Source organism: Bradyrhizobium sp. Unk1, from assembly GCF_059512345.1.
The window spans coordinates 188,298-210,891 of the sequence record NZ_JCAMOP010000014.1; the positions used below are offsets into that span (position 1 = coordinate 188,298).

General features: G+C 64.0%; 24 protein-coding genes. 16 read left to right on the forward strand and 8 right to left on the reverse strand.

What is annotated here, in order from left to right; translation table 11 throughout:
* Nucleotides 1–39: 39 nt before the first annotated feature.
* Nucleotides 40–1,008, reverse strand: coding sequence for an SMP-30/gluconolactonase/LRE family protein (locus AC5ZFO_RS20020; protein WP_496122416.1), 969 nt, complete (start codon nt 1,006–1,008; stop codon nt 40–42).
* 91 nt (nt 1,009–1,099) lie between these two features.
* Between AC5ZFO_RS20020 and AC5ZFO_RS20025 the strand changes: the two genes are divergently transcribed.
* Nucleotides 1,100–1,924 (forward strand): NAD-dependent epimerase/dehydratase family protein, encoded by an 825-nt coding sequence (locus tag AC5ZFO_RS20025; RefSeq protein ID WP_282522804.1) that lies wholly within the window; start codon nt 1,100–1,102, stop codon nt 1,922–1,924.
* Nucleotides 1,925–2,007: 83 nt separating this feature from the next.
* Here AC5ZFO_RS20025 and AC5ZFO_RS20030 read toward each other — a convergent pair whose 3' ends face one another.
* Together AC5ZFO_RS20030 and AC5ZFO_RS20035 are read right to left on the reverse strand one after the other, a co-directional pair.
* Nucleotides 2,008–2,187 (reverse strand): hypothetical protein, encoded by a 180-nt coding sequence (locus AC5ZFO_RS20030; protein WP_282522844.1) that lies wholly within the window; start codon nt 2,185–2,187, stop codon nt 2,008–2,010.
* A gap of 29 nt (nt 2,188–2,216) precedes the next feature.
* Complete coding sequence (locus AC5ZFO_RS20035) at nt 2,217–3,122, reverse strand: transglutaminase family protein (protein ID WP_496122417.1); 906 nt, start codon at nt 3,120–3,122, stop codon at nt 2,217–2,219.
* Between the two features lie 187 nt (nt 3,123–3,309).
* On the opposite strand from AC5ZFO_RS20035, the gene AC5ZFO_RS20040 reads away from it, so the two are divergent.
* The 3 genes from AC5ZFO_RS20040 to AC5ZFO_RS20050 all read left to right on the forward strand — a co-directional run bounded on the left by AC5ZFO_RS20040 (nt 3,310) and on the right by AC5ZFO_RS20050 (nt 4,563).
* A complete protein-coding gene (locus AC5ZFO_RS20040) occupies nt 3,310–3,567 on the forward strand; it encodes a GlsB/YeaQ/YmgE family stress response membrane protein (RefSeq protein WP_282522842.1) in 258 nt (85 codons plus the stop codon).
* 9 nt (nt 3,568–3,576) lie between these two features.
* Entirely contained in the window at nt 3,577–4,005 is a 429-nt protein-coding gene (locus AC5ZFO_RS20045) for a hypothetical protein (protein WP_282522806.1), read from the forward strand.
* A gap of 99 nt (nt 4,006–4,104) precedes the next feature.
* Complete coding sequence (locus AC5ZFO_RS20050; protein ID WP_282522807.1) at nt 4,105–4,563, forward strand: MaoC/PaaZ C-terminal domain-containing protein; 459 nt, start codon at nt 4,105–4,107, stop codon at nt 4,561–4,563.
* Nucleotides 4,564–4,580: 17 nt separating this feature from the next.
* Here the strand turns inward: AC5ZFO_RS20050 and AC5ZFO_RS20055 are convergent, their stop codons facing one another.
* Complete coding sequence (locus tag AC5ZFO_RS20055; RefSeq protein ID WP_282522808.1) at nt 4,581–5,267, reverse strand: GntR family transcriptional regulator; 687 nt, start codon at nt 5,265–5,267, stop codon at nt 4,581–4,583.
* A 174-nt stretch (nt 5,268–5,441) separates the two neighbouring features.
* Here AC5ZFO_RS20055 and AC5ZFO_RS20060 point away from each other — a divergent pair, with 174 nt between their 5' ends.
* The 4 genes from AC5ZFO_RS20060 (at nt 5,442) to AC5ZFO_RS20075 (ending at nt 10,336) form a co-directional block, all read left to right on the forward strand.
* Entirely contained in the window at nt 5,442–7,160 is a 1,719-nt protein-coding gene (locus tag AC5ZFO_RS20060; protein WP_282522809.1) for an IlvD/Edd family dehydratase, read from the forward strand.
* A gap of 61 nt (nt 7,161–7,221) precedes the next feature.
* Nucleotides 7,222–8,229, forward strand: coding sequence for a TRAP transporter substrate-binding protein (locus AC5ZFO_RS20065; protein WP_282522810.1), 1,008 nt, complete (start codon nt 7,222–7,224; stop codon nt 8,227–8,229).
* 191 nt (nt 8,230–8,420) lie between these two features.
* Nucleotides 8,421–8,999 carry a TRAP transporter small permease gene (locus AC5ZFO_RS20070; protein WP_282522811.1) on the forward strand — a complete coding sequence of 193 codons (579 nt, stop codon included), beginning with the start codon at nt 8,421–8,423 and terminating at the stop codon, nt 8,997–8,999.
* Nucleotides 8,996–10,336, forward strand: a complete 1,341-nt coding sequence (locus AC5ZFO_RS20075) for a TRAP transporter large permease (RefSeq protein WP_166099373.1) — start codon at nt 8,996–8,998, stop codon at nt 10,334–10,336. The genes AC5ZFO_RS20070 and AC5ZFO_RS20075 overlap by 4 nt, the downstream gene beginning before the upstream one ends.
* Here the strand turns inward: AC5ZFO_RS20075 and AC5ZFO_RS20080 are convergent.
* Together AC5ZFO_RS20080 and AC5ZFO_RS20085 are read right to left on the reverse strand one after the other, a co-directional pair.
* Nucleotides 10,329–10,910: a histidine phosphatase family protein gene (locus AC5ZFO_RS20080; protein ID WP_282522812.1), complete on the reverse strand. Its 582-nt coding sequence runs from the start codon at nt 10,908–10,910 to the stop codon at nt 10,329–10,331. The two genes, AC5ZFO_RS20075 and AC5ZFO_RS20080, sit on opposite strands and share 8 nt — an antisense overlap.
* Nucleotides 10,907–11,701, reverse strand: a complete 795-nt coding sequence (locus AC5ZFO_RS20085) for an enoyl-CoA hydratase/isomerase family protein (RefSeq protein ID WP_282522813.1) — start codon at nt 11,699–11,701, stop codon at nt 10,907–10,909. Before AC5ZFO_RS20085 ends, AC5ZFO_RS20080 begins: the two co-directional genes overlap by 4 nt.
* Before the next feature lie 243 nt (nt 11,702–11,944).
* On the opposite strand from AC5ZFO_RS20085, the gene AC5ZFO_RS20090 reads away from it, so the two are divergent.
* Complete coding sequence (locus AC5ZFO_RS20090; RefSeq protein WP_496122418.1) at nt 11,945–13,165, forward strand: NAD(P)/FAD-dependent oxidoreductase; 1,221 nt, start codon at nt 11,945–11,947, stop codon at nt 13,163–13,165.
* Here the strand turns inward: AC5ZFO_RS20090 and AC5ZFO_RS20095 are convergent, their stop codons facing one another.
* Nucleotides 13,166–14,080, reverse strand: coding sequence for a ribokinase (locus tag AC5ZFO_RS20095; protein WP_282522815.1), 915 nt, complete (start codon nt 14,078–14,080; stop codon nt 13,166–13,168).
* 17 nt (nt 14,081–14,097) lie between these two features.
* Entirely contained in the window at nt 14,098–14,991 is an 894-nt protein-coding gene (locus AC5ZFO_RS20100) for a sugar kinase (RefSeq protein WP_014496984.1), read from the reverse strand.
* A gap of 208 nt (nt 14,992–15,199) precedes the next feature.
* Here AC5ZFO_RS20100 and AC5ZFO_RS20105 point away from each other — a divergent pair, with 208 nt between their 5' ends.
* From AC5ZFO_RS20105 to AC5ZFO_RS20135, 7 genes are all read left to right on the forward strand, one after another.
* On the forward strand, nt 15,200–16,048 hold the full coding sequence (locus AC5ZFO_RS20105; protein WP_282522843.1) for a VOC family protein: 849 nt from the start codon (nt 15,200–15,202) through the stop codon (nt 16,046–16,048).
* Between the two features lie 223 nt (nt 16,049–16,271).
* Nucleotides 16,272–16,979: a TetR/AcrR family transcriptional regulator gene (locus tag AC5ZFO_RS20110; protein ID WP_014496982.1), complete on the forward strand. Its 708-nt coding sequence runs from the start codon at nt 16,272–16,274 to the stop codon at nt 16,977–16,979.
* Between the two features lie 320 nt (nt 16,980–17,299).
* Nucleotides 17,300–18,109 carry an ABC transporter permease gene (locus AC5ZFO_RS20115; protein ID WP_354119758.1) on the forward strand — a complete coding sequence of 270 codons (810 nt, stop codon included), beginning with the start codon at nt 17,300–17,302 and terminating at the stop codon, nt 18,107–18,109.
* Nucleotides 18,110–18,165: 56 nt separating this feature from the next.
* The gene (locus tag AC5ZFO_RS20120; protein WP_282522817.1) at nt 18,166–19,158 is read left to right on the forward strand and encodes an ABC transporter substrate-binding protein; all 993 of its coding nucleotides are present in this window, start codon (nt 18,166–18,168) and stop codon (nt 19,156–19,158) included.
* On the forward strand, nt 19,155–20,003 hold the full coding sequence (locus AC5ZFO_RS20125; protein ID WP_282522818.1) for an ABC transporter ATP-binding protein: 849 nt from the start codon (nt 19,155–19,157) through the stop codon (nt 20,001–20,003). Before AC5ZFO_RS20120 ends, AC5ZFO_RS20125 begins: the two co-directional genes overlap by 4 nt.
* A gap of 5 nt (nt 20,004–20,008) precedes the next feature.
* Nucleotides 20,009–21,415 carry an enolase-like domain-containing protein gene (locus tag AC5ZFO_RS20130; protein WP_282522819.1) on the forward strand — a complete coding sequence of 469 codons (1,407 nt, stop codon included), beginning with the start codon at nt 20,009–20,011 and terminating at the stop codon, nt 21,413–21,415.
* Nucleotides 21,412–22,563: a Gfo/Idh/MocA family protein gene (locus tag AC5ZFO_RS20135; protein ID WP_282522820.1), complete on the forward strand. Its 1,152-nt coding sequence runs from the start codon at nt 21,412–21,414 to the stop codon at nt 22,561–22,563. Before AC5ZFO_RS20130 ends, AC5ZFO_RS20135 begins: the two co-directional genes overlap by 4 nt.
* Nucleotides 22,564–22,594 lie beyond the last annotated feature (31 nt).

Sequence of the window (22,594 nt, forward strand, 5' to 3'; positions counted from 1 at the left end):
GTGGGCACGCTTCGCTTTGCCCACCCTACGAGTGCAGCGCTAGCCGCCGACCGCACCCTGCGTGTTCACATACAGCGCGTAGATCGACTGGCTCGCCGCCATGAACAGGCGGTTGCGCTTGACGCCGCCGAAGCAGAGATTGGCGCAGCGCTCGGGCAGCGCGATGCGGCCGATCATGACGCCGTCGGGCGCGAACACCACGACGCCGTCGAGCTCGGGATCGCCCATGCCCCAGCCGCACCAGAGATTGCCGTCGATGTCGCAGCGCATGCCGTCCGGTGTGCCCGGGCCGGCATCGATGTGGACGCGCTTGTTGGAGATCGTGGTGCCGTCAAGCGAGACGTCATAGGCGAGGATCTTTCGGTTCGGCACGCCGCGCGATTCCACGACATACAGGATCTTCTCGTCGGGCGAGAAGCACAGCCCGTTCGGACCGAGCACGCCCTCGGCAACGATGGTCGCCTTGCCGGTCGCGGGATCGAGCCGATAGACGTTCGGCTCGATCTCGGGCTCCGCCTTGTAGCCTTCGTAATTGCCGAGCAGGCCGAAGGTCGGATCGGTGAACCAGATCGAGCCGTCGGACTTCACCACGACGTCGTTCGGCGAGTTCAGCCGCTTGCCATTAAAGGAATCCATCAGCACGCTGATGCTGCCGTCATATTCGGTGCGCACCACGCGCCGCCCGCCATGCTCGCAGGTGACGAGCCGGCCCTGACGATCCCTGGTGTTGCCATTGGCGAAATTCGAGGGCTTTCGGAAAACCGAGACGGTTCCGGTCTCCTCCTCCCATTTGATGATGCGCTGGTTCGGAATGTCGCTGCACAAGAGATAGCGGCCGTCGCCGAACCACACGGGCCCCTCGGCCCAGCGCAGGCCGGTCGCCAGCCGCTCCACCGCCGACAGCTTCAGCCAGTATTTTTCGAAGCGGGGGTTCAGTGCTTTTATCGCCGGATCGGGGTAATAGGTCGCCGGCCGCCAGCCTTGAGTGTGGGACGATGCATCGTTCATGTGCAGGTCTCTTTGTTGCGTTCCCTCTGTCCAAGTCTGCTAGCATCAGTTATCTACGGCCGCAAATCGGTCACCACGGGCGAGGGAAGACATGCCGCGTATTTTGATGACGGGAGCTTCGGGCGGAATCGGCACGAGCCTGCGAAAGCTGCTGCCGCCGATCTATCCGGATCTCCTGCTCTCCGACATCAAGCCGCCCGCCGATCTCGGTGCGAACGAACAATTCAAGGCGGCGGATCTCGCCGATCTCGCGCAGTGCGAGGCGATCTGCGAGGGCGTCGACGGCATCATCCATTTCGGCGGCTATTCGGTCGAAGGCACCTGGGACCAGATCCTCCAGGCCAACATCATCGGCGGCTACAATCTGTTCGAGGCCGCCTACCGCAAGGGTGTCAAGCGCGTGGTGTTCGCCTCGTCCAACCACGCCGTCGGCTTCTATCCCCGCCACCACAAGATCGGGACCGACGTCACCCCGCGCCCCGACGGCCGTTATGGCGTCAGCAAGGTGTTCGGCGAGGCCGTCGGTGCGCTCTACGCCGACAAGCATAGCCTGAAGGTGACCTGCCTGCGCATCGGCAATTTCGGCGACATGCCGCTCGACCAGCGCCGGCTCTCGATCTGGCTGAAGCCCGACGACCTCGTGCAGCTCTGCCGCATCGGGCTCGAACATCCCGACATTCATTTCGAGGTCTTCTACGGCGCCTCCCTCAACGAGCGCGCCTGGTGGGACAACCACCGCGCCTACGAATTCGGCTATCGCCCGACAGGGCGCGCCGAGGATTTCCGCGAGCACGCCATGGCCGAGCAGGCCAAGCTGAAGCCGGATCCGGTCGGCGACCACTATCAGGGCGGCGCGTTCTGCAGCAACGAGTTCGACGGCGACGCGAGCCGGATCATTGATTGGAATAAGCGCTGAAATGCCATGCCCCCTCTCTATAGTGATGAGGTGAGGGGGCCTCTACGCGGCACGCGCGCCGGCACGCAGCCTAGTCCATGCCTTCATCGGGAATGTTCAATACGGTGCGCGAGCAGTGCCTTGGCGAGATTCAGGAAAAGGGTCACGCCAAAGATCATGATGACGACGGTGATCAGGCGGCCGCTGCCCTTCAGGGCCTCAAATGGGACGGCGACGGCGTCGAGCGGCCCATGTCCCTTCGTACTGTTGCGATAAAATGCCATGGTCAGCGACCGCCGCGCATCTCGGTAGCCTATGCTTCCGAAGGATCGAGCATTTCGCCGATCTTGTTGACGGCGACATTGATCGACATGCCCTGGTAATCGCCGGGATCGCCGAACCACGAGCCAGTCAGCGGCACGGCCTGGCCCGGATGCCGCGCGATCGCCACCGGAATGAGGTCGAAGCCGGCGCTCAAACTGTTGGTCGGATCGTAATCCAGCCAGCCGGCGCCGGGCAGGAATACCTGCACCCATGCGTGGGTCGCGCCCGAGCCGGTCATGCCCACGGCGCCGCCATCGAGCGCCGCGTCATAGAGATAACCGCTGACGAAGCGAGCGGCGAAGCCGAGCCGGCGCAACGTCTCGATCATCAGCCAGGCGAAGTCCCGGCAGGTGCCCGATTTCGTGCGCAGCGTTTCGCCGGGTGTCTGTGTGCCTTCGGCATCTCTGCCGCGATAGCTGAAGTCGCTGCGAAACTTGCCGAGCATTCGGCGCAGCACGTCGGCGGTCCGATCCTGATCGCCGGCAACGAAGCTCTTGGTCCACGTCGCATGACTGCCGTCTGCATCGTCGGTATGCGGGCGCAGGTAACCGGCAAGGTCGGTCCATTCGTCCGGGGTGTACTGCACGGGGACCTCCTCGGCCCGGGGCTCCAGCGGAAATGTCTCCAGACCCTTGATGCCGAAATAGACGCCACGAACCCTGAACGTGAAGGTCAGCTCGCTGCCGGGTTCGCTGAAGTCCATCACCGTGACGGCATTGGAGCGGGAGTCGGTGACCCAACGCACCTTTGACGGCAGGCTGGTCGAAGCGGACCAGCGAAGCAGCCGGGTCGAGGCGCCGCGCCGCGGCAGGAACATCGCCCGGTGCGTGCCGAAGGTCACCGGCTTTGCATAGCGGTAGGTCGTGGTGTGCGTGATCTCGCCAATGATCGCCATGCATTGATCCGCTTCGCATTGCGCGGCTCGTTGAGCACCGTCCACACAAGAAAGAGCAGGCGCCAGCCTTCGGTTCGGCCGCTGCTGCCTATTGATCTAGATCAACGTCGTTCCCGAGATCGTCTGGCCCATCAAGCGATCACGCCTTCAGACGTAGATGTGCAAACTGACCAAATGGAGCGATGGCATGGGCATACTTTGGACGATTATCATCGGATTTATTGTTGGAGTGGTTGCGAAGTTCATCATGCCCGGCGACAAGTCCGAGCCCAAGGGGTTCATCTTGACGACGGTTCTGGGAATTGTCGGCGCGTTCGTTGCGACCTGGCTCGGTCAAGCCGTGGGATGGTATCATTTCGGGGAGGGCGCCGGCTTCATCGGGAGCATCGTCGGAGCCATCATTCTCCTCTTCGTGTACGGGCTTGTCATGGGTCGTCGCGCCTGATCGGCCCGCATGATCCGGTTGCGCAAGAAATTCAAACTGCCTGCCGTCGCGATGCTCGCGATGATCGTATCAGGACCGGCGCGAGCCGCAGCCCTCAGCGACGCCGAGGCGACGTTTCTCGACCAGCTCGTCACCGCATCCGTGGTGCTGGAGCAGCGATGCGACGGTTACGAGGTCGATGGTGCCGGCGGCGTTCAACTCGGCGCCCGGCTTCTCGGCAGCCCTGAGGCGGCGATGGCCATGATCGACGCCTATGCCGCCGCCATCAAGGCTCGCGGCGGCGAGAGCTACGATCCCGGCAAGTTCCGCCCCGAGGTGCGTGAGGCGGCCGGCAAAACGTTCAGGCGCGTCCGGGCGGACTTGATCAGGGACCCGAAAAGGGCCTGTGCTGACTACGGCGATGCCAGCGTGGATCGCGGTTTGCTGAGGCGGTACTGAACGTGCGTATGCGGTAGCGCCGAACCGCGCCATCTGCAGACCTTGAGCGGCGGGACGGGTAGGGTTGCATCACATCCAGCCAGCACGTGGGAGGCGTTGATGGCCATCCTGTATTTCGACGAGGCTGAGGTCGGCAGATTGCGGACGGCGGGCCCGTATCAGGTATCGAAGGACGAAATCATCGAATTTGCCAGGAAGTTCGACCCGCAGCCCTTTCATGTCGATGAGGAAGCTGCCGCGCGCTCGGTCTTTGCGGGGCTGACGGCATCAAGTGCTCACACCTTCGCGATCCTCATTTCGTTGTTGAGCAAGACACAGCCCTTTTCGCTTCGTGTCCTGGCCGGGCTCGGTTTTGATGAACTCAGGTTGCCCGCGCCGGTGCGCCCGGGAGACGAGCTTGGTCTTGAGGTGACGATCCTAGAGAAGCGCGAAACCAAGTCGCATTCCGACAGGGGTGTCGTCCGCAACCAGATTCATCTCCGCAATCAAAAGCGTGAAATCGTGCTGCAATGCATCGGCACAGTCCTCGTCGCGCGCCGGCCGGTCGCGAGTTCCTGAGACGTCGAAGCGAAGCCCTACCGTCGCGCCTCTTCTCCCGCAATCCTTGCCAGATAATCCGACTTGCTGAACTGCATGTGATCGACACACAGCTGCGCCAGCGCCCAGCTGTCGCGGCCCTTCAACAGCTCGATCATCAACTCATGCTGGCGCCGCGATTGCGCGAGGCCATCGCGGTCGGCGAGGTTTTTCGCGCGCATCGGCAGCGTCAGGCTCATGTAGTCCTGGAGCGAGCGGACGAGATAGGGATTGCCGCAGGCCGAGAACAGCGCGAGGTGAAAGGCGTCGTTGGCCTCGTGGATGCCGCGCAGATCCTGCACATCGGCTTTCGCGCAATATTGCCGCTGCAGCGCGGTCAGCTCGTCGATCAGGGCTTGCGGTGCGGGCAGGGGGATCATCAGCGCGGCCTGCCGCGTCAGCATCTCGCGGACCTCGTAGATCTGCCGGACTTCCTCGGCCGAGTAGAACCGCACGGTGGCGCCGACGTTCTTCTCGCGCCGGACGATGCCGCGACGCTCCGCATCCACCAAGGCCTGCCGCACGAAGTGCCGGGAGGTGCCGTAGCGCGACATCAGCGCGTCCTCGGTGAGGCGCGCGCCCGGCGGCAGGCGGCCGAAGATGATGTCCTCTTCCAGCCGCGCGACGACATCGTCCGGATCGTCGCGCCGGACCGGCAGTGCCTCAGCGGTGCGAATGTCGGACATGCCCTCAGCCTCCGGCTTCGGCCGGTCCGCCTTGTGGAGCAGGGAAGGGACGGATTGTCAATAATTTGTGCCGCAAGCGGCGCTCGGGGCGAGAAGGTGCGGCGATATAGACCAATCTTATTGACAATCAGGGGGTAGGCTGTACGACAATGGCAACGTGAATGGAGTGGCATGATGACGAGTGGCTTGCGTAAAGGGCTGACGAGCTATGGCGATGCCGGCTTCTCGCTGTTCCTGCGCAAGGCGTTCATCAAGGCCATGGGTTATTCCGACGACGCGCTGGAGCGCCCGATCGTCGGCATCACCAACACCTACAGCGACTACAATCCCTGCCACGGCAACGTTCCGCAGATCATCGAGGCGGCCAAGCGCGGCGTGATGCTGTCGGGCGCGATGCCGTTCGTGTTCCCGACCATCTCGATCGCCGAGAGCTTTGCGCATCCGACCTCGATGTATCTGCGCAATCTGATGGCGATGGACACCGAGGAGATGATCCGGGCTCAGCCGATGGATTCGGTGATCGTGATTGGCGGCTGCGACAAGACGCTTCCGGCGCAGGTCATGGCCGCGATCAGCGCCGACCTGCCGACCGTGGTCATTCCCGTCGGTCCCATGGTCGTCGGCCACCATAAGGGTGAGGTGTTAGGTGCCTGCACCGACTGCCGCCGTCTCTGGGGCAAGTATCGCGCCGGTGAAATCGACGATGCCGAGATCGAGGCGGTCAATGGCCGCCTCGCGCCGTCGGTCGGCACCTGCATGGTGATGGGCACGGCCTCGACCATGGCCTGCATGATCGAAGCCATGGGCCTGTCGCTGCCGATGAGCGCGACCATTCCCGCGCCGCATGCCGAGCGCTTTCGCCTGGCCGAAGCGAGCGGCAGGGTTGCGGCCGAAATGGCCAAGACCAAGGGGCCGAAGCCGAGCGAATTGCTGACGCCGGCGTCGTTCAGGAATGCGCAGGTCGTGCTCCAGGCGATCGGCGGCTCGACCAACGGCCTGATCCATTTGACGGCAATGGCGCACCGCTCGCCTCACCGCCTCGATCTCGAAGTGTTCGACCAGATCGGCCGCGAGGTGCCGGTGCTGGTCGATCTCAAGCCGTCGGGCGAACATTACATGGAGCATTTCCACCACGCCGGTGGCGTGCCGAAATTGCTGGCGCAGCTCGGCGATCTCGTCGATCTCGACGCGAAGACCATCAGCGGCCAGACGCTGCGCGATGTCGTCGCGAATGCGGAGGACGTGCCGGGCCAGGATGCGATCCGTCCGCGCGACAATCCGATCAAGAAGGAAGGCGGCCTTGCCGTCCTGCACGGCAATCTCGCCCCGCGCGGTGCCGTCATCAAGCAGTCGGCCGCGAGCCCCAAGCTGTTGCAGCACACCGGGCGCGCGGTGGTGTTCGAATCCGTCGAGGACATGACCTTGCGGGTCGACCAGCCCGATCTCGACGTGAACTCCGACGACGTGCTGGTGCTGCGCAACGCCGGCCCCAAGGGCGCGCCCGGCATGCCGGAGGCGGGTTATCTGCCGATCCCGAAGAAGCTCGCGCGCGGCGGCACCAAGGATATGGTGCGCATTTCGGATGCGCGCATGAGCGGCACCGCGTTCGGCACCATCGTGCTTCACATCACGCCGGAGTCAGCCGTCGGCGGACCGCTCGCGCTGGTGAAGAACGGCGACATGATCCGGCTGGATGTTGCCAAGCGCAGCATCGAGCTGCTGGTCGATGCCGCCGAGCTGGAGCGCCGGCACGCCGCATTGAAGCCGGCCGCAGCACCCGACGAGGCGCGGCGCGGCTACGCCTGGCTGTTCAACGAGACCATCATGCAGGCCGACGAGGGCTGCGACTTCGATTTCATGCAGAGGACTGGGAAGCAGACTGAGAAGGGGTGACGAGCCACCCGAACGAGCGCTCAGACCGTACAAGCGGCGGGCGATAAAACAGGGGGAAACGATGATTGCACGATCCATGCCAAGATTCTTACATGGGTTGGTGGCCATGGCCGCCGTACTCTTCGTCACCGGGGCCGGGGCACAGGAGGTGAAGCATTACCGCTTTGCCTATGATCAGCCGCGCAACACCGGCTATTCCATCGCGGGCGACCTCTTTGCCGACAAGCTCAAGGAATTGAGCAAGGGCACCATGATCATCGACCAGTATCCGGGTGCGCAGCTCGGGCAGGAGCCGCAGGTGCTCCAGCTCGTGAAGGCCGGCGACATCGAATTCGCGATCATCTCCTCGGCCAACACCGCGACGATCTCGCCGCAGGCCGGCGTGATGTCGCTGCACTATCTGTTCCGCGACGAGAACCACGTGATCAAGGGGCTGGCCGATCCCCGCGTGTTCGAAGCGCTCAAGACCCTGATCGACGAGACCACGCAGGGCCTGCACGTGATTGCGACCGGTTCGCAGGGTGTGCGCCACATGTACTCCAAGAAGGAGATCCACAATGTCGGCGACATCAAGGGGCTGAAGATCCGCGTCCAGGCGACCGCGACCGAGGACACCATGTTCCCGGCCTACGGCGCCCAGACCGTGCACATGCCGTTCGGCAGCGTCTACACGAGCTTGCAAACCGGCGTCGTCGACGTCGCCGAGAACAGCATCAACGTCTACCTCGTCAACAAACACTACGAGGTCGCCCCGGTCCTCAATATCACCGAGCACGAGGCCAACAACGCGCTGGTGTTCGTCTCCGACAAGCTCTGGCAGAGCCTGTCGGCCGAGCAGAAGCAGTGGGTGCAGACCGCGGCCAACGAGGTCAGCACGAAAGAGCCCGCGAAAGCGTTCGACCTCGAGCGCACCGCGGCCGACAAGCTGAAGAAGATGGGCGTGAAGGTCGTCGACAACGTCGACAAGAAGAGTTTTACGGTGATCGCCGATCCCTATCTCGATAAGCTCGCCAAGGAGCTCGGCCCGCATGCCGAGAAGATCAAGAACTTGATCCGGTCGGTCAACTAGGTCGCCCGCGGCCATCCTTCGAGACGCCCGCCTACGGCGGGCCCTCAGGATGAGGTCTCGTTTGCGGCGAGATTTTAGACCCTCATGGTGAGGAGCCCGCCAAAGCGGGCGTCTCGAACCATGCAGGCCGAGCACGATCGGCAGCTTCCCAGCTGTCACACGCGATAGCTCCGGGACGACAGGGGACGTAAATGGCCATCGCCGACAAACTTCTGGTGCAACGGCAACGCCACCTGAAATGGCGCTGGCTCGACTGGCTCGAGCTCGCGCTGATGATCCTCTGCGGCGTGCTCTGCTTAGGCTTCTCGCTGTCGGTCACCGCCGACATCGTCACACGCACCGTCGGCCACCCCTGGCTGTGGCTTCAGGAAGTCACATCGACGCTGTTCATCTATGCGATCTTCGTCGGCACCGCGGTCGCGACCCGGCGCAACGATCACCTCTATCTCACGGCGATCTCCGAAGCGATGCACGGCACGGCGCGGCTGATCGTCGAAGTGATCATTCGACTCGTCGTGCTCGGTGTCGCATTCTGCCTGATCTGGTACGGCTATCAGAACTATCTCCGCGGTTTCGGCAGTTTCCGCCTGCCGTCGGGCACCCCGATCGCCTCGCTCTATGCGATCATCCCCCTGTCCGGCGTGCTGATCGGCCTGTTCACCATCGAGCAGCTCGTCAACGGCTTGCGCAACGGCTTTGACCATCGCGAGCCGCCCGAAGAGGACGGAGCGCCCGTCATCACGGACGTGCAGATGAGGGCGCAGCCGTGAGCGCACCCGTTGTCCTGGCGTTGATGTCGATCTGCTTCCTGTCGTTCGGCTATCTCGGCGTGCCCGTGCCGTTCTCGCTGATGGCCGGCGTGTTCATTGGTGCGCTCCTCTCCGATGTCTCGCTGGCCGCGATCATCCAGAAGATATTTGACGGCGTGGACTCCGAGGCGTTGCTGGCGATCCCGTTCTTTCTGCTGGTCGGCGAGCTCATGAGCTCGGCCAACGTGGTGGTACGAATAGCCAATTTGTCGGTATCGCTGGTCGGACACATCAGGGGCGGGCTGTCGCAGGTCGTCGTTGTCTTCAGCATGTTCTTCTCGGAAATGTCGGGCTCGACCACCGCCGACGTTGCCGTGATGAGCCGTGCGCTGGGCGGCCCGATGAAGCGCGAGGGCTACGAGCCCGCCTTCATTGCGGCGATCATCGCGTCCGCCTCGACCATCGCTGCGCTGGTGCCGCCGAGCATCACGGCGGTGGTCTATGGCGCGGTCGGCAACGTCTCGATCGCCGGCCTGTTCATGGCGGGCGTGGTGCCCGGGCTGATGATCGGCTTCGGGTTGATGATCTATTGCTACTTCTTCGGCCCTTCCGGCCTGCGCAAGCCGCGCGCGCCGCTGCGGCAGGTGGTGTTCGCCGCGGGTGACGCTGCCCTTCCGCTGATGATCCCTGTCATTTTGCTCGGCGGCATCCTCACCGGCTGGTTCACGCCGACGGAAGCCGGCGTCGTTGCGGTGGTGTGGATTGTCGTCGTCGTGATCCCCGCGCTGAACCGCGGGCATATCAAAAAGATCCCATACGATTTCTGCCTTGCAGGCCTGATCTTCTCGCTGCCGCTGATCACGATCGGCGCCGCCAATGCCTTCGGCTGGATGCTCGCTTACTTACGCGGTGCGAGCTACATCGCCGACATGATCACCTCGATCGCCGGCAACGATCCGCATCTGATCATGCTGCTGATGGTGCTGCTCTTCACCGTGGTCGGCGACTTCATCGAGCCGGTGCCGACCATCATCATCTTCATGCCGCTGGTCAACGCGCTGACCGAGGCCGGCGACATCAACGCCGTGCACATGGGCGTGGTGCTGATCGCCACGCTCGCCTTTGGCCTGATCACGCCGCCATACGGCCTGGTGCTGCTGATGGCCTCGAAATTCGTCGGCATCAGTTTTGCCAAGGCCTTACGCGCCGCCCTGCCGATCTATGTGGTGTTCCTGGCCACGATCGCGTTCGCGATCTACTTCCCGAGCGTGGTGCTGTGGCTGCCACAGAAAGTGCTGCCGGAATCGGTCGGCTGCTTCAAGTCGCCGGCAGGGACGGGCTACATCTGTCCTAAGTGACGAGCTGCTCGACGCGCCATTGCTCGCCTTCGCGCAGGTAGCGAAACGGCGTGCCGTGGCTGTTCTTGAAATAGCTGCCGCACAGCGATTTCGCCATTCCCTGCATCACCGCGTCGTGGCAGACGAACAGGAAGTCATCGTCAGGATGACGGTCGAGCCATGCGGCGACGCAAGCCAGCGACCGATCGGTCATGGCGTCCCAGTTTTCGCCGTCGGCGGGCAGGATCGAGACGAGGCCCGTCGCGGAGTTGACACCGTGCTTGATCATGAGGTCGCGGACAGGGAGGCCCTCAAAGCTTCCGAAATCGAACTCGATGATGCCGTCGTCGATCGAGAGCGGCACCGAGATGGCGTCTGCGATGATCTCGGCCGTCCGTGCCGCGCGCACCAGCGGGCTCGCGACGATTCGGCTGATGCCGATACCGCGCAACATGTCCGCGGCCTCGTGCGCCTGCGCAAGGCCGTCCGCGTTCAGCGGGTTGTTGGTTCGTCCCTGAAACAGCCCCTGCCTATTCCAGTCGGTCGCGCCGTGGCGCAGGCCGCAGAACGAGCGCGTCGGTGCCGGCGCGCTCACTTGCCCTTGCTCGTGAACTTCTTCACGGCCACGCGGAAATCCTCCGTGTTCATCGCCATGATGATCTTGTGCTCCTCGGCGTCGAGCTGCTGCTTCACCGGCGTGGTCGCGGCCTGGTAGACCAGCGACTTGGTGCCGGCGATCGCTGCCGGCGGGTTCTGCGCCAGGCGCTCGGCGAGTTTTCGCGTGGCCGCCTTCAACTCCGCGGCGGGGACGACCTTCGCAACCAGGCCCCATTCATAGGCCTGCTGCGCGGTAAAATTGTCCTCCGACAGGAAGATCTGGAGCGCGCGGCGGGAGCCGGCCGTGCCGACGATCCCGACCGTTGAGCCGCCGTCCGGCGACACCCCGATCTTGGCATAGGCCGGCGTGAACTTGGCATCCTCCGCGGCGATGCAGAGATCGGTGACGAAGGCGAGGCCCATGCCGGCGCCGGCCGCCGAGCCGTGCACGCTGGACAGCGAAATCTTCGGCATGCGCCGGATCATCTCGATGAAGGCGTGATAGTGCTTCAGCAGCTCGCCGACGACCGGCGTGACCGTGCCGGTTTCGGCCGCAGCGCCGATGGTCTGCAGATCGCCGCCGGCCGAGAAGGCGCGTCCTTCTCCTTCGAGCACGACGACTCTGATGTCGTCGGCGCCTTCGAGATAGGCCGCGAGCTGTTCGAGCTTCTGCGCGATTGCAAGGTTGACCGAGTTGAACGCGGCGGGGCGGTTGAGCGTGATGGTTGCGATCGGGCCGTCGATCCGCAGCAGGGCGGGATCATCGGGTTTGGAGACGGGAGCTGGCATCTGGAATATCCCCGGCATGAGGTCGTTGCTGCAACTAAATCGCAGAAGGTCGGGGGTGACAATCCCCGGCCGCCAGTGCCCCGCATGCCGCTCTTGCGCAGGACGGAATGATGGGCTCAAATGGGGCCGCCTTCGTTTAGGAACGGACACGAGCGCCGGCTCCTCCTGGGCAAGCCAAGCCAATATCAGCGAGAAAGGAGACGACATGGGTGACGCTCGTGTCTCCGGAAATGGGCTGTTGCAATGACTGACGGTCCGGTGATCATTGTCGGTGCCGGCCATGGCGGTTATCAGGTCGCGGCATCCCTGCGTCAGGCGGGCTTTTCCGATCGCGTCTGCCTGATCAACGACGAGGCGCATCTGCCCTATCAGCGGCCGCCGCTGTCCAAGGCCTATATCAAGGGCTCGGCCGGGCCGGAGAGCCTGATGTTCCGGCCGGAGAAATTCTACCAGGATCAGAAGATCGAGCTGATCGCGGGCCGCGCGGTGTCGATCGATCGCGCCGACCACAAGGTGCATCTCGCATCCGGCGAGACGCTGCCTTACGGCCATCTCGTGCTGGCCACGGGCGCGCGCAACCGGCTGCTTGATTTGCCGAATGCAAATTTGCCCGACGTGAAATACTTACGCATCCTCGACGACAGCGAGGCGCTGCGACAGATCATGCCGTCGAAGTCGCGTGTCGTGGTGATCGGCGCCGGCTTCATCGGCCTCGAATTCGCGGCCACCGCGCGGATCAAGGGCCTCGAGGTGGACGTGCTCGAGCTCGCCCCGCGCGTGATGGCGCGCGCGGTGACGGCGGAGGTCTCGGAGTATTTTCAGGCGCGGCATCGCGAGGCCGGCATCCGCATTCACCTCGGTGTGCAGGCAACCTCGATCGAGGCTGAGGGCGGCAAGGTCACCGGCGTTTCCTTGAGCGACGGAAGACATCTGCCGGCAGACCTCGTCGTGGTCGGTGTCGGCGTGCTGCCGAACATCGAGCTTGCGGCGGAGGCGGGGCTTCCCGTCGCCGCCGGCATCATCGTCGACGAATATCTCTCGACGTCCGATCCTGACATCTCCGCGGTCGGCGACTGCGCGCTGTTCGCCAGTCCGCGCTTTGGTGGCTCGCAGCGGCTGGAATCGGTGCAGAACGCCACCGATCACGCCCGCTGCCTCGCGGCGCGGCTGACCGGCGACCTCAAGGCCTACGCCAGCCATCCCTGGTTCTGGAGCGACCAGGGCGACGACAAGCTCCAGATGGCGGGGCTGACCACCGGCTACGATCGGGTCGTGCTGCGCGGCGATCCCGCGAAGAAGGCGTTCTCGGCGTTCTGCTACAAGGGCGACAGACTGCTCGGCATCGAGTCGGTCAACCGTGCCGGCGACCACATGTTCGGCCGCCGCCTGTTCGGACTGGAGCGCTCGATCACGCCGGAGCAGGCCGCGGATGAAGGCTTCGACCTGAAGAGCGCGCTCGCCTGATCAGCCGGCCTTGACGACCGCGGCGACTTCCGCGGCCGTCGGCATCGACGGCCCGGCGCCCATCCGCTGCACGCTGATCGAGGCGGCCGCGTTGGCGAAAGCGAGCGCGGTACGCAGGGACACGCCCTCCGCCAGCTGCGCCGCGAGTGCGCCGACGAAGCAATCGCCGGCGCCTGTCGTGTCGACCGCCTTCACCGCGCGGCCGGGCACCGCGAATTCCTCGCCGCCGGCGAGCGCGAGCACGCCCCGCTTGCCGAGCGTCACGCAGATGGTCTGGTCCGCGCGCGCCTGAAGTTGCCGCGCGACGTCGATGATCCTTGCGGCCTCGTCGCCGTCGGAGAGCTCCACACCCGCGAGGAAGCCGAGCTCGGTCTCGTTCAGCACGAGGATATCGACGAGCGCCAGCAGTTCGGCGGACATCTTTTGCGCGGGTGCCGGGTTGAGCAGCGTCGTGGCGCCGGCGCTACGGGCGCGTTGGAAGAAGGCGGCAATCGTCGGCAGCGGAATCTCGAACTGGCTGACGGCCACATCGCCTGTCGCCAGCGGAACGTCCGCGACATCGTCGGCGCCGACCAGCGCGTTGCTGCCGGGGATGACGACGATGGTGTTGTCGGAGGCCGCGACGGTGATGATCGCGGTGCCGCTATGCGTGTCGGCGTCCCGAACAGAGCCGAGGTCGATGCCCTGCGCACCGAGGAACGTCCGCAACTCAGCGCCAAATGAATCCTTGCCCAGCCGGCCGATCAGCGTGGTCTTCGTACCGAGCCGTGACGCCGCGACGGCCTGGTTCGCGCCCTTGCCGCCGGGAAAATACAGCACCTGCCGGCCGGCGACGGTCTCGCCGACTTTTGGGTGACGATCGGCGGTCGCCACCACATCCATGTTGATGCTGCCGGCGATAAAGACGCGCCCCATAACAACCTCTTCGAAGTCTAGACCCTGACTTCGAACTCGTGCCTGACTTTGGCAATGTCCACAAGGGTCGGTAGCCCGGCCTCGTTGCCGAGCCGCTGGATCTTGAAGGTCGAGGCGGCGCGGGCAAAATCAAAATGCTCGCGCCAGCTTTTGCCGGGGTGGGCGAGGTAGGAATAGACATAGGCGCCGTGGAAGACGTCGCCGGCGCCGTTGGTGTCGATCACGCGCTCGCGCGGGATCGGCATCGCCGGCATGACCTCGACCGCACCCGTTTCATTGTACCAGAGCAGGCCCTTCTCACCCATGGTGACGCCGCCGATCTTGCAGCCGCGGCTTTTGAGGTAGTCGAGCATCTTCTCGGGCGTCAGGTCCATCTGCTCGCACAGGCGTTCGGCGACGATGGCGACGTCGATGAATGCGAGCAGCTCATGCGTGTTGGTGCGCAGGCCGCCGCCGTCGAGCGAGGTCAGGATTCCGGCCTCGCGGCAGACCTTTGCATAGTGGATCGCGGCATCGGGCTGATGGCCGTCGATGTGCAGGGCGCGGCAGCCGCCGAGATTGAGCATCGGGAACGGATGGATGTGCTCGTCGTCGCGGCAGCGGACGATGGCGCGCTTGCCGTCCTTGGGCATGATGAAGGACAGCGAGGACTGGTTCACCTTCCGCCCGTGCAGCGAGATCGCGTATTTCGCGCACATGTCCTGGAACATCCGCCCCAGCCAGTCATTGGCCGCCGTGGCGATGAGATCGGGCACGATGCCGAGCTTGGCGCAGCAGAACGCCGCCGTGACCGCGTTGCCGCCGAAGGAGACCGCGTAATCGGTTGCCACGTGCTTTTCGTCGCCGGTCGGCATGTGGTCGGTGATGAAGACGACGTCGATATAGGTCTGACCGATAAAGAGAGCCTGCATTGGTTGTCCGTGATGCGCTGGGTGGTCCCGGCCGGCGGGCTTACTCTAACACCGGTTCCGCTCTAGGGACGCTGAAATTATTCGCAAATCTGCCGCCCGAGCGCTTGAGGTCGGCATGGGGCCGGAATACGACCATCACCGGTCCATGCCAAGCCCGGACAAACGCCGTCCTTCGGAATATGGTTCCAGGTCGATCAAGGGGGGAATGATGATCACCGGCCTCGATCACGTCGTCGCCCTGGTGAGGGATATCGGTGCGGCCAAGGCGGCGTATCAGACGCTGCTCGGGCGCGCGCCGGCTTGGCAGAATTCCGGCGAGGGCGCCGACCGCGTGCTGTTCACGCTTGCGAACATGACGATCGAGCTGATGGCGCCGAGCGGCTTTAACGTCGCGGCGGACCGGATCCGCGCGCTGCTCGACGACCGCGAGGGCGTGCTCGCCAGCCTGTGCTTTCGTGTCGCAGACATGGGCAAGATGCGCCGGCGGCTGGAGCGGGTGGCCTTGAGGCCTGATCCGGTCGCCGAGGTCGAAAGCAACGACGTCGAGAGCGGCGCAGTCCTGCACTGGAAACGCACGCGTGCCGCAACCGAATTGACGCGCGGCGTGCGCATGTTCTTCCTCGAGCTCGCCGAGGAGCGGCCGCTGTCGGCTGCGACCGACCTCGCGCCGATCGATGGGCTCGACCATGTCGTGATCACCACCGAGGAGTCCGACCGCGCCGCTGCGCTCTATGGCGCGCGGCTCGGCCTTGAGCTCGCACTGGACCGCTCGCACCAGGATTGGGGCCAGCTGATGTTCTTCCGCTGCGGCGACCTCATCGTCGAACTGGTGCGCCGCCCCGTGGCCGGTGGGGATTCCCTGCATGACCGTCTCTGGGGCCTGAGCTGGCGGGTCGCCGACATCGACGCCACGCGCGCCCGCCTGATCGCCGCCGGCCTCGACGTCACCGAGGTGCGCAACGGCCGCAAGCCGGGCACGCGGATCATGACGGTGCGAAACGGGACCTGCGGGATCCAGACGGTGCTGCTGGAACGCTCGCCGAAGCCGGTGGAGTAAGGGGCCGTACTCTTCCCGCGTCGTTGTGCGGATGCGACGAAGACTCCCGTAGGGTGGGCAAAGCGGAGCGTGCCCACGTCTTTGCCCAATTGATGAGAAGACGTGGGCACGGCGCAAATGCGCCTTTGCCCACCCTACGAAGCTGCGTCCGGGGCACGAGATCGTTCTCAAACGCCCGCCCGCGTGTTACACGCGTCATGACAGCACCCAGCGAGCAACCGGTTTGGCGAAGGCAAAGCGAACTCTGAAATGGCAGCGCGACCCCGAGGGGATGCGGCTGCGCATTCTCGAAGCTGCCAAGCAGGAGTTTTCGGCCCACGGCCTTGCCGGAGCGCGTGTCGACCGCATCGCGGCGAAGGCCGGCGCCAACAAGCGCATGCTCTACTATCACGTCGGCAACAAGGACGAGCTCTATCTCGCGGTGCTCGAAGGCGCCTATGACAAGATCCGCAGCGAAGAGCGGGGGCTGGATCTCGAGCATCTCGATCCACCCGAAGCGATCCGGCGCCTGATCGAGTTCACCTGGAACTACTTCCTGCGCAACCCGGAATTCCTGTCGCTGCTCCAGACCGAGAATCTCGCGCGCGCAAAGCACCTCAAGCGCTCGACCAAGGTCAAGTCGATGCACTCGCCCTTCGTCGAGATGATCCGCACCGTGGTGCTGCGCGGCGTCGACAGCGGCGATTTCCAGGTCGCGGTCGATCCGGTGCAGCTCTATATCTCGATCGCGGGGCTCTGCTTCTTCTATCTCTCCAATTCGGCCACGTTGAGCGTGATCTTCGGCCGCGATCTGCTGGCCAAGGACGCCAAGGACGAGCGGCTTTCGCACATGGTCGGCCTCGTGCTGGCCGCGCTGACGGGGCGATCGACCGCGCTGTTCGAGATCGCCAAGGCGCCGAAGTCGCGCAGCGCGGTGGCGCAGACGGTTTAGCGGCCTAATCCGCGCGTTGGTGGACTAATCGTCCGTCGTTTCCTCAATCTCCGCCGTCATTCCCCGCGAAGGCGGGCAATCCAGTATTCCAGAGACGGTTGAGATTGAACCGAGAAGCCGCGGCGTACTGGATTCCCCGCCTTCGCGGGGAATGACACCGAGGGTGGGGCGGTCTCGTGCCCTGACGTGGCGCAGCAGCGCGTCCGGGACACGAGCGGAGGCCAGGAACCGGCACAAAACGTCACAGGGAAAGCTCTGGACAGTATTTATCCAACGAGTTAATTTCTCCCCCGAACGAAGAAGAATGCCGGGAGTGAGACGTGGCTGAGTTGAAGCCGCAAGGTGCGGTGTCCAAGATGCTGAACGCGGCCTGGGTCCGGCCGTTTTTGTTCCTGGTCTTCATCGTCGTGGCCTGGGACCTCGCAATCCGCCTGTTCAGGATCCCCGCCTATCAGATCCCGGCGCCGGCCGACGTCGTCGCGGTGCTGCGCACCGAATGGCCGGAACTGCTGCGCCAGTCCTGGCCGACCACCTATGCCACCGTCTGCGGCTTCCTGCTGTCGGCGCTGTTCGGCATCCCCGTCGCCATGCTGATCGCGGGCTCGAAGACGGTGGAGAGCTATGTCTATCCGCTGCTGGTGTTCTCGCAATCCGTGCCGAAGATCGCGATCGCGCCGCTGTTCGTGGTGTGGTTTGGCTTCGGGATCATTCCAAAAGTGATTTCGGCGTTCCTGCTCGGCTTCTTCCCCGTGGTCGTTTCCGCCGTGCAGGGCTTCAAGTCCGTCGACCCCGACATGGTCGATCTCGCCCGCGCCATGCAGGGCAGCCGCTTCCGGGTTTTCCTCGCGGTGAACCTGCCGCACGCGCTGCCGGCGATCTTCTCCGGCCTCAAAGTGTCGGTGACGCTCGCCGTGGTCGGCGCCGTCGTCGGCGAGTTCGTCGGCTCCAATTCCGGCATCGGCTACGTGATGCAGCGCTCGATCGGCACGTTCGACCTGCCGACGATGTTCGCAGCGCTGGTGATCCTGGCGCTGCTCGGCGTGATCCTGTTTTGGATCGTGGACCGGATCGAGAAGCTGGTCATTCCCTGGCATGTCAGCCAGCGTGAAGACGTGATTTTCGCCTCGTAACTACAACAACGAACGGCCACCAACGGCCGACGCAACAACGACAAGGGAGAGTGACGATGAAGCGGTGGATAGGAGCTGTCTCGGCTGCGCTGATGGTGTTTGCGGCGATGCCCGCGCAGGCAGCCGACAAGGTCGTGCTGATGCTCAACTGGTACGTCTATGGTGAGCACGCGCCGTTCTATTACGGCAAGGCCAAGGGCATCTATGCCGCCGAAGGCATCGATCTCGAAATCCAGGAAGGCCGCGGATCGGCTGCGACCACGCAGGCTGTCGCCGCCAAGACCGCCGATTTCGGCTATGTCGACGTCCCCACCATGATGCGCGCCGCGATCAAGGGCGCGCCTGTCGTCGCGACCGGCGTGCTGCTGCAGACCAGCCCGATGTCCGCCATGGGTTTTGCCGACAAGAACATCAAAAAGCCCGAGGACATCAAGGGCAAGACGGTGGCGATCACGCCGGCCGACTCCATGACCCAGATCTGGCCGCTGTTCCTGAAAAAGACCGGCCTGAAGGAGAGCGATTTCCAGACGGTCGCCGGCGACGGCCAGACCAAGCTCAACGCCGTCATCAACGGCCAGGCTGATCTGCTGCTCGGCTACGTCATGGACCAGTCGATGAAGATCAAGGACGCCACCGGCAAGGACGTGTTCCCGATCAAGTTCGCCGACTACGGCATCAACATGGTCTCCTCCGGCATCATCGCCAACGCCGACTATGTGAAGGCCAATGCCGATCTCGTCCGCCGCTTCATGTCGGCGACGACCAAGGCGGTCGAAGCCGCCGAGAAGGAGCCGAAGGCCGCCGCGCAATCGATCCTCGATGCCAACCCCAAGGGCGGCAAGATCGATACGCTGACGCAGGGCTTTGAGCTGACCATTCCGCTCTACCGGACCGCGGAGACCAAGAGCAAGCGGCCGTTCCAGGTCACCGACCAGAACATGACGGACTCCGTCAATCTGATGGTCGAATATGGCGGGCTGGATGCCAAGGCCAAGGAGAACCCGAAGGCCTTCTACACCAACGATTATCTGCCGAAGAGCGGATCGTGAAGCAAGCCGCAGCCGTGAGCGAAACCGCGCAGCAGGCCGCGCATCTGAGACTGGTGAGCGACCGGGCTGCCGGCGATGCGTCGGGCATCAAATTGTCCGGCGTGTCGAAAACCTACCGGACGCGCGACGGCGACGTGCCGTCGCTGCGTCCGCTCGATTTCCACATCAACGACGGCGAGTTCTTCGTCGTGGTCGGCCCAAGCGGCTGCGGCAAGTCCACGCTGCTCAAGCTGATCTCGGGATTGCTGCCGCCGACATCAGGCGAGGTCCTGGTCGAGGGCGAGAATGTGACGAAGCCGCACGGCAATGTCGGCATCGTCTTCCAGAACGCGCTGCTGCTGCCCTGGCGCAACATCCTCAACAACGTGATGCTGCCGATCGACATGAAGCGTCTCGCCCGACAACACTATCTCGACCGCGCCAAGGCGCTGCTGAAGCTGGTCGGGCTGGAAGGTTTCGAGAGGAAGCTGCCCTGGCAGCTCTCCGGCGGCATGCAGCAGCGCGCCTCGATCTGTCGTGCGCTGGTGCACGATCCCAAGATCATGCTGATGGACGAGCCGTTCGGCGCGCTCGACGCGCTGACGCGCGAGCGCATGAATGTCGAGCTGATGCGGATTCAGCGCGAGACCAGGAAGACGGTGCTGCTGATCACGCATTCGATTCCGGAAGCCGTGTTCCTCGCCGACCGCGTGCTGGTCATGACCGAGCGGCCCGGCGCGATCGCGGCGATCTACGACGTGCCGCTGCCGCGCCCGCGTTCGCTCGACGTGATGGCGGATCCTGTCTTCACCGAGCTCGTGCAACGCATCCGCAAGCATTTCTTCTCACAGGGTGCACTGGACTGACGATCATGGCGCCGCGCCTGAAGCTGCGAGACATCGCTTTCTTCGAACGTCCCGTGCATTTCGCGCGGCCGTTCCGCTTTGGCGCGATCACGATCAACGCGACGCCGCAGCTGTTCGTGCGGGTCGAGGTCGAGGTCGAGGGCAGGGGCACGGCCGTCGGCGCCAGCGCCGAGTTGCTGGTGCCAAAATGGTTCGACAAGCGGCCGGAGCTGTCGCCGGCACAAACGGTCGATGGCTTGCGACGCTCGCTTGAGATCGCGCGCGGTCTTTACCTGGCGCGGACCGGATTCTTGACGGCGTTCGATCTGCATGCCTCGTGCATCGGTGCGCAGATCGCGACCTGTGCGAACAAGAACATTCCGGCGCTTGCGGCGGCTTATGGCCCGGCCGAAATCGACAAGGCGATCCTCGATGCGCTGCTCCGCGGTGTCGAGACGAACTTCTTTGACGGCATGGGAGGCAACATTGCCGGCATCGATGCGCGGCTCTCGCCTGACCTGAATGATGGGGATATCGCGCGATTTCTCGTTATTGCCAATCAGTACCGGTCTGAACGCGTTGCCGTTCGCCACACTGTCGGCCTCGACGACAAGGTCGAGGGCGATGGCGGCGTAGCCGATCCGAAGGAGAATTCCGGCGCTCGCTATTTCAAGCTGAAGCTCGGCGGCGATCCGGAGGCAGATGCCGCCCGGTTGATCCGTATTGGACGTGAGCTGGCGCCGCTGCCTTTTGATTACAAGGTGACGCTTGACGGCAATGAGCAATATGCGGATTTGACGGCGCTCACGACCCTGGTCAGCCGGCTGGAGCGCGACGACGCCCTGGAACCGATCTTTCGCAAGCTGCTCTATATCGAACAGCCCATGCCGCGCGACGTCACGCGTCAATCGTCGCTCAGTGAAGCCTTGCGTTGGCGCGATTTCATTATCGACGAAGCGGACGATTCCTATGACGCCTGGCCGACCGCTTACAAACTCGGTTACCGCGGCGTCTCGTCGAAGTCCTGCAAAGGCATCTACAAGTCGATCGTAAACTTCACCCGCATCGCCAAGCTGAACGACGAGGGTGCGGAGTGTCTCGTGACGGGCGAAGATCTGACTTGCCAGCCCGGGCTTGCTCTTCAACAGGATCTGGCACTCGGCGCGCTCCTTTGCCTCGAGCATGCCGAGCGCAACGGCCACCACTATGTCGACGGTTTCGGCGAGACGCCGCCCGCTGAAGCGCAGGCTTTCGCGGCCGCGCATCCAGATCTCTATGCCGATGCCGGGCAGGGCATCCGCCTCTCCATTCACAACGGCGATCTCCTGACGGGATCGCTCAAGACAGTGGGCTTTGCGACGTCGGTCCATCCGGACTGGTCGGCGCTCCGCCCGCTCGAACATCCAACTTCACTTCAGGAGCAATTGGCATGACCACCCAACGCCTCGGCCTCATCATGAACGGCGTTACCGGCCGCATGGGTCTCAACCAGCATCTGATCCGCTCGATTGTCGCGATTCGCGAGCAGGGCGGCGTTCGCTTGAGGAACGGCGACCGCGTCATGCCCGATCCGATCCTCGTCGGCCGCAGCGCCGACAAGGTCGAAGCCCTCGCCAAGCGCTACAACATCACGCGCTGGACCACCGACCTCGATGCGGCGCTCGCCGACAAGAACGACACCATGTTCTTCGACGCCGCGACCACGCAGGCGCGGCCGGGCCTTCTGACCCAGGCCATCAATGCCGGCAAGCACGTCTATTGCGAGAAGCCGATCGCGACGAATTTTGAAGAGGCCCTCGAAGTCGTCAAGCTTGCGAACGCCAAGGGCGTCAAGCACGGCACGGTGCAGGACAAGCTGTTCCTGCCGGGCCTGAAGAAGATCGCCTTCCTGCGCGACTCCGGCTTCTTCGGCCGCATCCTCTCGGTGCGCGGCGAATTCGGCTATTGGGTGTTCGAAGGCGGCTGGCAGGAAGCGCAGCGGCCGTCCTGGAACTACCGCGACGAGGACGGCGGCGGCATCATCCTCGACATGGTCTGCCACTGGCGCTACGTGCTCGACAATCTCTTCGGCAACGTCCAGAGCGTGGTCTGCATCGGCAACACCGACATCCCCGAGCGTTTTGACGAGCAGGGCAAGAAGTACAAGGCGACCGCGGACGATTCCGCCTACGCGACCTTCCAGCTCGAAGGCGGCGTCATCGCGCACATCAACATGTCCTGGGTGACGCGCGTCTATCGCGACGACCTCGTCACCTTCCAGGTCGACGGCACGCACGGCTCGGCGGTCGCGGGCCTGTCGGATTGCATGATCCAGACGCGGCAGGCGACGCCCCGGCCGGTGTGGAATCCCGACGAGAAGCGGCTGCACGATTTCTACGGAGACTGGCAGAAGCTGCCTGACAACGTCACCTACGACAACGGCTTTAGGGAGCAATGGGAGATGTTCATCCGCCACGTCTACGAGGACGCGCCCTACAAGTTCACGCTGCTCGAAGGCGTCAAGGGCGTGCAGCTCGCCGAATGCGCGCTGAAGAGCTGGAAGGAGCGGCGCTGGATCGACGTCGCCCCGATCAAGGCCTGAGGTTGATTGGATAAGTCTCAATGTTGAGCCG